The organism is Kocuria sp. p3-SID1428 (genome assembly GCF_025149945.1).
Classification (GTDB): domain Bacteria; phylum Actinomycetota; class Actinomycetes; order Actinomycetales; family Micrococcaceae; genus Kocuria.
Map to the genome: position 1 here is coordinate 18,819 of NZ_JALXVH010000011.1, position 11,663 is coordinate 30,481.

9 protein-coding genes are annotated in these 11,663 nt (G+C 70.3%); 3 read left to right on the forward strand and 6 right to left on the reverse strand.

All coding sequences use genetic code 11. From position 1 onward, the window contains the following. Positions 1-6: 6 nt before the first annotated feature. Complete coding sequence (locus M3E84_RS04020; protein ID WP_259894718.1) at positions 7-1,380, forward strand: NtaA/DmoA family FMN-dependent monooxygenase; 1,374 nt, start codon at positions 7-9, stop codon at positions 1,378-1,380. A gap of 74 nt (positions 1,381-1,454) precedes the next feature. Here M3E84_RS04020 and M3E84_RS04025 read toward each other — a convergent pair whose 3' ends face one another. The 6 genes from M3E84_RS04025 to M3E84_RS04050 form a co-directional block, all read right to left on the reverse strand. Beyond that, positions 1,455-2,057, reverse strand: coding sequence for a TIGR03085 family metal-binding protein (locus M3E84_RS04025; protein WP_259894719.1), 603 nt, complete (start codon positions 2,055-2,057; stop codon positions 1,455-1,457). A 274-nt stretch (positions 2,058-2,331) separates the two neighbouring features. Beyond that, positions 2,332-3,837, reverse strand: a complete 1,506-nt coding sequence (locus tag M3E84_RS04030) for a tripartite tricarboxylate transporter permease (RefSeq protein WP_259894720.1) — start codon at positions 3,835-3,837, stop codon at positions 2,332-2,334. After that, positions 3,837-4,340: a tripartite tricarboxylate transporter TctB family protein gene (locus M3E84_RS04035; RefSeq protein ID WP_259894721.1), complete on the reverse strand. Its 504-nt coding sequence runs from the start codon at positions 4,338-4,340 to the stop codon at positions 3,837-3,839. The genes M3E84_RS04030 and M3E84_RS04035 overlap by 1 nt, the downstream gene beginning before the upstream one ends. Then, positions 4,337-5,350, reverse strand: a complete 1,014-nt coding sequence (locus M3E84_RS04040) for a tripartite tricarboxylate transporter substrate binding protein (RefSeq protein ID WP_259894722.1) — start codon at positions 5,348-5,350, stop codon at positions 4,337-4,339. Before M3E84_RS04040 ends, M3E84_RS04035 begins: the two co-directional genes overlap by 4 nt. Positions 5,351-5,488: 138 nt before the next feature. Beyond that, entirely contained in the window at positions 5,489-7,555 is a 2,067-nt protein-coding gene (locus M3E84_RS04045) for an ABC transporter ATP-binding protein (protein ID WP_259894723.1), read from the reverse strand. Further along, on the reverse strand, positions 7,552-9,312 hold the full coding sequence (locus M3E84_RS04050; RefSeq protein WP_259894724.1) for an ABC transporter ATP-binding protein: 1,761 nt from the start codon (positions 9,310-9,312) through the stop codon (positions 7,552-7,554). Before M3E84_RS04050 ends, M3E84_RS04045 begins: the two co-directional genes overlap by 4 nt. Before the next feature lie 255 nt (positions 9,313-9,567). On the opposite strand from M3E84_RS04050, the gene M3E84_RS04055 reads away from it, so the two are divergent. Then, positions 9,568-10,356, forward strand: a complete 789-nt coding sequence (locus M3E84_RS04055; RefSeq protein WP_259894725.1) for a DeoR/GlpR family DNA-binding transcription regulator — start codon at positions 9,568-9,570, stop codon at positions 10,354-10,356. Positions 10,357-10,514: 158 nt separating this feature from the next. Beyond that, positions 10,515-11,597, forward strand: coding sequence for a peptidoglycan bridge formation glycyltransferase FemA/FemB family protein (locus M3E84_RS04060; RefSeq protein ID WP_259894726.1), 1,083 nt, complete (start codon positions 10,515-10,517; stop codon positions 11,595-11,597). The last annotated feature ends 66 nt before the right edge of the window (positions 11,598-11,663 follow it).

An 11,663-nucleotide genomic window follows, 5' to 3' on the forward strand; every position in this document is an offset into this window, starting at 1 on the left:
TGATCCATGATCCTGGCAGCGCTGGACATGATGGTCCCCACCCACCAGAGCACAGGGCTGTGGCGCCATCCCCGGGCACAGCCCGAGCAGTACCGGGATCTGCGGTTCTGGATCGCCCACGCGCAGAGGCTCGAGCAAGCCGGCTTCGACGCCCTGTTCCTGGCCGATGCCGCCGGGGTCTACGACGTCTTCGACGGCTCCGGGCGCACCGCCATCCGCTCCGGTATGCAGTACCCGGCGCTGGACCCCCTGACGGCGGTCAGCGCGCTCGCTGCGGCGACCACGACCCTCGGCTTCGGCGTGACGGCGTCGGTGAGCTACGAGCAGCCGTACCTTCTGGCACGGCGCTTCGCGAGCCTGGACCACTTCACCGACGGGCGCATCGGCTGGAACATCGTGACCGGCTACCAGGAATCGGCCATGCGCAACCTCGGCGCCGGAGGGCAGCTGCCCCATGACGCGCGCTACGACCGGGCCGATGAGTTCATGGACGTGGTCTGCGCGCTGTGGGAAGGCACGTTCGAGCCCGGGGCGCTGCGCGCCGACTCCGCTTCCGGCGTCTACCTCGATCCCGATCTGATCCACGGGGCAGACCATGAGGGCGAGCACTTCAGCGTCCCCGGGCCCGCACTGGTGGCGCCCGGTCCGCAGCGCACCCCGTACCTCTTCCAGGCCGGCTCCTCGCCGCGCGGGATGGCCTTCGCCGCCCGCCACGCCGAGACCATGTTCTTCTCCGGGACCTCGACGGCTGGTGTTCGCAGGCTCACGGACGCAGCCCGCGCCGGGCTGGAGCGGGAGGGTCGCGGGGCCGATGCCGCCCACATGCTGATGTCGATCACGGTGATCGCAGGCAGCACCGAGGCGGAGGCCGCCGAGCGCGCGGCTTCCTACGCCCAGTACGCCGACCGCCAGGCTGCCTTGGCACTGTTCGCGGGCTGGACCGGGCTCGATCTGGCGCCCTTCGACCCGCAGACCCCGCTGTCGCAGGCAGTGGCGCAGCTGACGGATGACGGCGCGATCGAGGGCAACCGCTCCGCGCTGCAGTCCTTCCTGGAGCTGGATCCGGACCGGGACTGGACGGTGGGGGAGGTGGCCGCGCACATGTGCCTGGGCGCTCGCGGCCCCGTCGTGATCGGCTCGGGCGCCACGGTGGCCGATGAGCTCGAGCGCTGGATGGCGGAGGCCGGCGTGGACGGCTTCAACATCGACTACGGCCTGCGCGACGTGGATATGACGGCCTTCGCCGAGCACGTGAGCCCCGAACTGCGCCGCCGCGGGCACCTGCCCGAAGGATCCCGACCGGGTTCGACGCTGCGCGGGCGCCTCACAGGAGCCGATCACCTGCCGAGCGCCCACCCCGGGGCCGCGTTCCGACGCTGAGGCGGCTCGTCGCGTCTCGGGCGCAGAAGCGGCCCCCGACGGACGGTCGGGGGCCGCTGGCGATCGTGACGGGGTCACTCGTCGGTGATGGCGACCTCTGCCTGCTCGCGGCGGCCGAAGGCCCACAGCAGCAGCTCGGACGGGGTGCCGCGCACGATGCGCACGGTGGAGGTCTTGGCCTTGCCGCCGCTCACGGAGCCGTAGCCGTTGGCCACGAGCAGCACCGAGTCCTGCTCGGGGCGCAGCAGCGGCTTGCCCATGAGCTTGAGGGCGGCCCACAGATCACGCTCCTCCTCCTGCAGCAGCTGACGGCGATGCCAGCTCTCCTGGGCGCGGCGCACGTCCTCGTGGTGGACGAAGAACTCGGCGGTGTTCATGCGCTTGTCCAGCGGCCCCAGCCGCGCCGGGGAGTAGACGGCCGGCTTCTCGACCTTGGCCACCAGCTCGGCCCAGTCCTGGCCGCGCAGCTGGGCGTCGGCCTCCTGCGCCCGCTTGGTCAGCACCGGGATCTTGGGCAGGACCGTGCCTGCGATGAGGTCCGGGCGGGAATCCCGCTCGATCAGATGGACGGCGAGGTCACGGGTGAGCCAGCCCTCGCACAGGGTGGGGGCCTCCGGGCCCACGCGACGCAGCAGTGCTGCCAGGTGACGGCGCTCGACGACGGCGAAATTGGTCACTTCATCTCCTCTCGGCGGGCTCCGGCTGCCCGGGGCGCGCTCTCGCGATGGCTGATGCGATGCCTCATGCCCCAACGTATCGGCGCTCGCGAAGGCAGGGGAACCGGGCACGGCCCAACGGCTCGGATGCACAGGACATTCCCATCCGGCAGCCGCGACGGCGGCCGTGCGCCCACAAGGGAGCCCTGCTCACGTGGAAAGAGGGCCTCGCACGAGCAGAGCCCTCCGAGAGGCAGCGGGGCATCACGGAGGGCTCTGCGGCAGCCGAGTCGGCTCAGATGTCGCGACTCGTGCGGCTGCGCACCTTCGCCCGGATCGCCAGCAGCAGCACCACCGCGAGCACGCCGTACATGACCCAGGTGATGGGCCCGTCGATGAGCACGCTCGGATCCCCGTTGGAGGAGACCAGGGCATCGCGCAGCGAGGTCTCGGCCAGCGGGCCCAGGACCATGCCGATGATCAGCGGCGCCATGGGGTAGTCGTCGATCCGCATCACGAAGCCGATCACGCCGATCACGAGCAGCAGGCTCAGGTCGAACAGCGAGCTGGATGCCGCGTACACGCCCAGCCCGCAGAAGACCATGATCCCGGCGTACAGGTACGGCGTGGGGATCACCAGCAGCTTGGCCCACAGCTGGGCGAACGGCAGGTTGATGATCAGCAGGACGATCATGGCGATGAAGAAGCTGGCCAGCAGCGCCCAGACCAGCTCGGAGGAGCGCTCGAAGAGCAGAGGGCCGGGCTGCAGGCCGTACTGGCGGAAGGCCGCCAGCATCATGGCCGCAGTGGCCGAGATCGGCAGGCCCAGGGCCAGCAGGGCGCCCATGGCCATGCTCGTGGTCGAGTTGCCAGCAGCCTCCGGGGCCGCCAGGCCGCGAATCGCGCCCTTGCCGAACTGCGGATCACGACGACGGCGGTCGAGCGATCGCTCGGTGCCGTAGGCCAGGAACGTGGGGATCTCCGACCCGCCTGCGGGGATCACGCCGAAGGGCAGGCCGATCGCCGTGCCGCGTCCCCAGGCCGGCAGCGCCTCGCGGAACTCCCGTCCGGAGAGCCAGGTGCGGCCCTTCGAGACGATCATCTCGGAGCCCGGCTGGTGCCGGGCGATCGTGGCGAAGTGGATGACCTCTCCCACCGCCAGCACCGCCACCGTGACCGTGATCAGGGAGACGCCGTCGAAGAGGCTCTGCGAGTCTGCCGTGAAGCGCGGAATGCCCGTCACCGAATCGATGCCGATGACCGCGATCCCCAGACCCAGCAGCAGCGACAGCAGACCCTTGACCGCCGAGTCGGTGACCACGGACGAGGTCGCGGCGAAGGCGAACAGGGCCAGCGCGAAGTACTCGGCCGGACCGAAGCTGGTGGAGAAGGCGGCCAGCCACGGCGCCACGAAGACCAGCAGGATCGAGCCGGTGAAGCCTCCGATGAAGGCGCCGATGGCCGCGGTGGCCAGCGCCTGCGGAGCGCGGCCGTCCTTGGCCATGCGGTGGCCCTCGAAAGTCGAGGCGATCGCCGAGCCCTGGCCGGGCGTGTTCATGAGGATGCCCATGGTGGAATCGCCGAACAGGCCGCCGAAGTACACGCCGGAGAACATGATGAACGCGGCTGTGGGCTCCAGCGCGAAGGTGATCGGCAGCAGCAGGGCCACCGCCATGGACGATCCGAGTCCCGGGATGACGCCCACGGCGGTGCCCAGGAGGCAGCCGGCGACGACCCAGATGAGGTTGGTCCACGTCAGGGCTCCGGCGAAGCCGTCAGCAAGCAGCGACAGGGAATCCATCAGAACGCACCTCCCAGGATGCCGGAGGGCAGGCTCAGGCCCAGCCCCATGTCGAAGCCGATGTAGGCCAGCGAGCTGATCGTCAGACCCACGACCGCGGCGGTCAGCGGGCTGCGATTGCCGAAGCCTCGGGTCACGCACCAGAACAGCACGGCGGCGGCCAGCACCCAGCCGAGCAGCCGCAGCGTGAGGATGAAGACGATGAACCCGCCCACGGTCCAGGCCAATGCGGCCCAGTCGAATCGGGGCTCCGCAGGCGCGTCCTCCGCGCTGTGCGCGTCGGCGGGCTGCGCGGCACGGGTCTCGCGCACGATGCGCACCAGCTCCATGGCCAGCAGCAGGTACATCAGCCCGACGATGATCGCGGGGAAGAAGCGGGGGCCCGGGAAGTCCGTGGACTCCGGGACCTCGATCAGGAACAGGTTCACCAGCAGATAGGTGGCGAAGGCGAACAGGATCGCGGGAGTCAGCAGCTCCCGGATCGGGGACGCTGCGCGGCTCATATGCCCATCTCCTCGTACAGCCCGGAGATGCGCTCGCGCTCCTGCTCCAGGAAGGTGGTCAGCTCCTCGCCGAAGATCCGGTTCTCGGCCCAGTGGTAGCGCTGCACGGCCTCGGCCCATTCGGGAGTGTCGATGGTCTCGCGGATCACGGTCACGAGCTCTGACTTCTCCTCGTCGGAGATCGCCGGAGGGGCGGCGAGCAGGCGCCAGTTGGTCAGGGTAACGTCGTGGCCCTGCTCCACGGTGGTGGGGATCTCGATCCCCTCGACCGGCTCGGGAGCCACGAGGGCCAGCGCCCTCAGGTTCCCGGACTCGATCTGATCCACGTTGTCCGGGTAGCCGCCGGCGGCCGCCATGGCGGTGCCGTTGAGCAGCGCCTGGATGGCCTCGCCACCTCCATCCGAGGACACGAACTGCAGCTTGGACAGGTCGACTCCCGACTTCATGGCCAGGTCGGTGATCACGAGCTGGTCGAAGGAGCCTCCGCCGGTCCACGGCACCGTGCCCGGGGCGGCCTTCCAATCGGCCACGAGGTCGTCGAGGGTCTCATAGGGCGAGTCCCCGGGCACGACGATCACGCCGAGCTCCTCGACCACCACGGCCAGGGGCGTGACGTCGTCGAGGGTCACGTCCGTGTCGTACTGGATCGTGGCCGCGAGCTGGCCGGTGCCGCCGACCATCATGGTCTGCGGGTCCCCGCTGAGGGTGGTCATGTTGGACAGCGCGATCGTGCCGCCGGCACCCGGCATGTTCACGACCTGCGTGTTGTTGATGATCGAGTGCTCGCGCTGGATCATCTGCATCTCACGGGCGATGGTGTCCCATCCGCCGCCCGCGGCGGCCGGGGCGATGATCGTGAGGCTCGAGCGCAGATCGGTTCCGGAGGTGCGCGAGGTGATCGAGCCGTAGGCCGCGGTGCCGAAGGATCCGAGTGCGACGACCGCACCCAGCCCCTTCAGCACGGCCCGGCGACCCGGGGGACCTGACTCGGGTGCTTCCTGTGAATCCACGGGAGGGCTCCTGCTGGTACGTGGCGCAGCCGCAGGTCAGGGGTGGTGGCCTCCCGACCGGCGGCTGATGGTGTGCGCCATGCTACATGTGAACTCGCCCACAATCGCATCTGAGCGCACCGCCGGCAGGACCCGCGATCACTGCTTCTCGAGCGAACCGGTCAGGGTCTCCGGCTCCTCGGGCGGCTCGTCGCTGAACTGGCTCTCGTAGAGCGCGCGGTAGGCCCCCTCCCTGCCCATCAGCTCATCGTGGGAGCCCTGCTCGATGATCCGGCCGCCGCTCATCACCAGGATGGTGTCGGCATCGCGGATCGTGGAGAGGCGGTGGGCGATCACGAACGACGTGCGGCCCCGGCGCAGCGCGGCCATGGCCTTCTGCACCGCGACCTCCGTGCGGGTGTCCACCGACGAGGTCGCCTCGTCCAGGATCAGCAGGGCGGGCGCTGCCAGGAAGGCCCGGGCGATCGTGATGAGCTGGCGCTCGCCGGCGGAGATGCTGCCGCCGTCGTCGTCCAGCACGGTCTCATAGCCTTCGGGCAGCGAGCGCACGAGGCGGTCCACGGACGTGGCTCGGGCGGCCTCCTCGACCTCTTCGTCAGTGGCCTCCAGGCGCCCGTAGCGGATGTTCTCGCGGATGGTCCCCGTGAACAGCCACGCGTCCTGCAGGACCATGCCCACCTGCGAGCGCAGCTGCGCCCTGGTCATCTCCCGGACGTCGGTGCCGTCCAGGGTGATGCGCCCGGAGTCGATCTCGTAGAAGCGCATCACCAGGTTGACCAGGGTGGTCTTGCCGGCGCCGGTGGGGCCCACGATCGCGACCGTGCGTCCCGGCTCGGCGGTGAAGGAGAGGTCCTCGATCAGCGGCTCGTCGGGCTGATAGGAGAAGTCCACGTGCTCGAAGCGCACGCGGCCCTCGGTGCGCTCGGGCATCAGCGCGGGTGCCGACTCCGGGTCCTGCTCCGGGGCGTCCAGCAGCTCGAAGACGCGCTCGGCCGAGGCCACGCCCGACTGGATCTGCGTGGCCATCGAGGCGACCTGCGACAGCGGCTGATTGAACTCGCGGGAGTACTGGATGAAGGCCGTGGCCGCACCCAGGGTCATGGACCCCGACACCACGCGCATCCCGCCGACGACGACGATGCCCACGTAGGACAGCCAGGAGACGAACTGCATGATCGGCATGATCGTCCCGGAGACGAACTGGGCGGCGAACGCCGAGCGGTAGAGGTCGTCGTTGCGGCGGTCGAAGTCCCGGGCCATGTCCTCCTCGCGGCCGAAGACGGTCACGAGCTGGTGGCCGGTGAAGTCCTCCTCGATCTGGCCGTTCAGCGCGCCGGTGGCCGCCCACTGCTTGCCGAAGTGCTTCTGGGCGCGCGAGCCCACGATCCCCGCCGCGGCGGCGGACAGGGGGAGGGCGATCAGGGCCACGAGGGCCAGCTGCCAGGACAGCACGAACATCATGATCAGGATGCCGAGCACTCGCATGATGTTCTCGAGAAGCGACGAGAACGTCTGCTGCAGGGCGGTCTGGACGTTGTCGACGTCGTTGGTCACCCGTGACATCACGTCTCCGCGGCGGCGGGTGTCGAAGTAGCTCAGCGGGATCCGGTGCAGCTTGTCCTCGACCTGGGCGCGCAGGTCCCGGATGATCCGCACCGAGATCGCATTGAGGATCCGGCCCTGGGCCCACTGCAGGATCGAGGCCACCAGGTACATGACCAGCACGAGCAGGATCAGCGTGCCCAGCCGCCCGAAGTCCACGCCGGAGCCGGGGTCCAGGGCCATGGTCGAGAAGACGTCGGCCAGGGAGTCGCGCCCCTCGGCGCGCAGACCGTCGAGGACCTCCTGCTGGGTGGCATCCGGCGGGAGATCCCGGGAGAGCACGCCGGCGAAGACGACGTCGGTGGCCCGTCCGAGCAGCATGGGAGCCAGCACGGAGAGCGCGACGGATCCCGTGATGAACACGAGCACCACGGACAGCCCGGCCTTGAAGTCGACCATGAGGCCGCCGAGGCGGCGCACCGAGGGCCAGAAGCTGCGCGGCTTGCGCGCGGGGGCCCCGGCGCCCCAGCCGTCGCCGGCGGGCGCGGCGTCGTCGGGGTCGATCTCCGGGGAGATCAGGGGCTCGTCCTTCAGGGCCTCGGTCCCGGTGGCGGCCTCGGCCTCTGCGCGACGGGCCCCGCTGGAGGATGTGCTGGGGCTCATCGGGCGGCCTCCGCTTCCGTGTCGGCCGAGGGGTCCTCGGGGCTGAGCTGCGAGTCCACGATCTCCCGGTAGGTGGCCGAGGATTCGAGCAGCTCGGCGTGGGTGCCTCGTGCGGCGATCCGGCCGTCGTCGAGCACGAGGATCTGGTCGGCCTCGAGCACGGTGGCCACGCGCTGGGCCACCACGATCTGGGTGACGTCCCGGGTGACGGGGCGCAGCGCGGCCCGCAGCTCGGCGTCCGTGGTGACGTCCAGGGCCGAGAACGAGTCGTCGAACAGGTGGACCGCGGGATCCGCGATCAGCGCCCGTGCGATGCACAGGCGCTGACGCTGCCCGCCCGAGACGGTCGTTCCGCCCTGGGACACGTTCGTCTCGAGCTGCTCAGGCATCCGGCGCACGAAGTCGGCGGCCTGGGCGGTCTCCAGCGCCTCCCACAGCTGATCGTGGGTGGCCTCGGGGTGCCCGAAGCGCAGGTTGGAGGCGATCGTCCCGGAGAAGAGGTAGGGCTTCTGCGGCACGAGCGCCACACGGCGCACGATCTCGCTGCGGGCCAGGCGCGAGGTCTCGACCCCGTCGAGCAGGACCTGCCCGTGCGTAGGGTCGTCCAGGCGCGGGATGAGGTGCAGCAGCGTGGTCTTGCCCGCGCCGGTGGAGCCGATGATCGCGGTGGTGGTGCCCGGGCGGGCCGTGAAGCTGATGCCCTCCAGCACCGGGGCCTCAGCGCCGGGATAGGAGTAGGAGACATCCCGGAACTCCACCAGACCCTCGAGCCGCTGCGGGACCTGCGGCTGCTGCGGCTCGTGGAGGCTCGTCTGCGTGCCCAGGACCTCGCCGATGCGCTCGGCGCTGACCAGCGCCCGCGGGACCATCATCATCATGAACACGCCCATCATCAGGGCCATGAGAATCTGCAGCAGGTACTGCGTGAACGCGGTCATCTGCCCGACCTCGAGCAGCCCCTGATCCACGCGGTGGCCGCCGAACCACAGCACCGCGGCCGTGGCCAGGTGCAGGATCATCATGATCAGCGGGAACATCAGCACGAACAGCTGGCCGATGCGCAGGGAGATCTCGGAGAGCTCGTCGTTCACCGCGGCGAAGCGCCGGCGCTCGTGGTCCTCGCGCACGAAGGCGCGCACCACCCGCATGCCGACCACCTGCTCGCGCAGCACGCCGTTGATGTCGTCGATCCGGCCCTGCATGGAGCGGAACAGGGGCATGAGCCGGCGCATGATGGCCAGCAGCAGGACGACGAGCAGCGGGATCGCGACCCAGACCAGCCAGGACAGGCCGGGGTCCGTGCGCAGGGCCATGACCAGCCCGCCGATGCTCATCAGCGGCGCGGTGATCATCATGGTCAGACCCATCAGGGTCAGCATCTGGATCTGCTGGACGTCGTTCGTCCCGCGGGTGATCAGCGACGGCGTGCCGAAGCGGTCCATCTCGCGACCGGAGAAGCCTGCGACGCGGCGCTGCACGGCGTGGCGCAGGTCGCGCCCTGCGCCCATCGCCACGCGCGCCCCGCAGTACACGGCCGCCACCGCCGCCGCGGCCTGCAGCAGTGTCACGCCGAGCATGACCAGTCCCGTGGAGACGATCACGCCGGTGCGGCCCTGAGCCACCCCGTCGTCGATGATGCGGGCATTGAGCGCGGGCAGCAGCAGCAGCGTCATGGTCGCCACCAGCTGCAGGACGACGGTGCCCAGGATCCAGCCGGGGTAGCGGCCCGCGTAGTCGCGGATCAGGCGCAGGAGCACGCGGAGCCTCCAAGGGGGCAGTCGAAGAGCGCAGATCAGGGCGCGGCCATGGCCGAGGACGGGTGCGCGGGAGTGGGCGGGCCTGGCAGAGCGGGCCCGGTCCCGGAAAGGATAGACCCTTCCGGCAGGGTGCCTTCCGGCTAGTCTCGAAGGCGACGCCCCCGGGCCGCGGCGGCCCGATCTCGGATGCCGCGGGAGGACCGCGTGTCGCCGGCGGGGCGCGGCACACGACCAGATCCCAGGAGGCAGCGGCAGATGTTCGCACAGGAGCGGCAGGCGGAGATCGCCGAGCTGGTGAGCGCGGCGCGTCGGGTCTCCGGGGCCGATCTCGCCCGGCGCTTCGACGTCACCATGGAGACCGTGCGCCGGGACCTGGCCGCGCTCGAGGCCGCGGGCAGGCTGCGCCGCGTGCACGGCGGAGCCGTCTCCGTGGACCGCCCCGCCTCCGTCGAGCTCTCCCTGGAAGCGCGCGAGGAGCAGAAGTCCCCGGCCAAGCGGCGCATCGCCGCGGCGGCCGTGCGCCTGCTCGAGGCCGACGGGGCCGTCACGGTCGTCCTGGATGCCGGCACCACGGTCGAGGCGGTGGCCGATGAGCTCACCGGGTGGCGGGCGGCCGATTCCGAGCAGCCGCTGCAGGTGCTCACCCACGCCCTGCACGTGGCCGGGAGGCTGGCTGATCATCCGGATATCGAGCTCGACCTGGTCGGCGGGGCGGTGCGCAAGCTCACCTGGGCCGCCGCCGGGGCGCGCACCGCAGGCCATTACTCGGATCATCGGGTGGACCTGGCGATCCTGGGATGCTCGGGGGTCTCGGAGGGCTTCGGGTTCTCCACGCCGCACGCTCCCGAGGCCGCGGTCAAGGCGGCGATCGCAGGCTCTGCCCGGCGCGTGGTCGTGGTCTGCGACGCCGAGAAGCACGGCCACGAGACCTTCTCGCGCTACGCCCACCTGGGGGAGATCGACGTCATGATCACCGATAGTGCGCCGCCGACCGGGCTCGCCCGCGCCCTGGAGCGCGCCGGGGTCGAGGTCGTCGTCGCCTGAAGGCACGCGCAGGGGCGGTGCCCGGGTCGCCGGAGGAGATCACCCGGTACGGTGGGAGGTCGACACCTCTGTCCGCGAGCCGGGCGGCTCACCGCCCCTGACTCGACGCGACGGACCCCGGGCGAACGCCCCGGGGCATGACCCCCGAAAGGAGCACCGTGCGCGCCTTCACCGCACGCTTCGCCACGACCCAGGAGATCGACGCCTGGGATGAGCATGTGCAGGCCGATCCGCGCGGCGGCGACCTGCTCCAGGCCTTCTCCTACGGCGACGTCAAGAAACACCACGGCTGGCGGCCCATGCATCTGGTCCACGAGCCGAGCGACGGCTCCCAGGCCGTGTACACGCTGGCGCTGGAGAAGTCGGTGCCCGGGCTCGGCAAGCTCTGGTACATGGCCAAGGGACCCTCGGTCGAGGTCGGCGAGGACATGGTCGGCTTCGCTCAGGCCACCGAGGAGCTGATCCGACGCAAGCGCCTGGGCGTCTTCCTGGTCAAGATGGAGCCGGTGCTGCTGGATGATCCGGAGCTGACCTCCGCCCTGGAAGCTGCGGGCCTGGTGCATGCCTTCCCCATCCAGTCCAACGACTCGACCGCGCTGCTGGACACCAATCGCAGCGAGGACGAGGTCTTCAAGTCCCTGCACTCCCGCGGCCGCAATGCGGTGCGCCGTGCGATCCGCGAGGAGGCCCGCGTCGAGCGCGTGCCCGTCACGGAGGAGAACATGCAGGCCATGTTCGGGCTGATGCAGACCATCGGCCAGGGCCACGCCAGCGTCATGCTGCGCCCGTACGAGTACTACCGCCGCTTCTGGACGAACTTCGACCAGGCCGGCCAGGGGCGCCTGTACTTCGCCTACGAGGACGGCGAGCCCTCCGTCGGCGCCTTCGTGGTCGCCTTCGGCCGCCACGGCTTCTACAAGGACGGCGGCTCGAAGCCCCGGCGCAAGCAGTACGGCGATTCGCACCTGGTGCAGTGGACTGCGCTGACGGATCTCATGAAGGACCACGGGATCATCGACTACGACTTCGTGGGCACCCCGCCCAAGGACCAGCTCAAGGACAAGGAGCACCCGTTCCACGGCCTGGGCCTGTTCAAGACGTCCTTCACCAAGACGGTGATCGACTACACCGGGGTGTGGGATCAGGAGATCTCCCCGCGCCGCGCGCGCCTGTGGAACGCCGTGATCGAGAAGGTCATGCGGCAGCTGTGGGTCCGCTCCCGCAACGAGGCCTTCTACTGAGCCGAGAACCGGCTCCGCGCGGGCGCCCATACCAGGGTGCCCGCGCCGGATGATCTCGCACGAGAC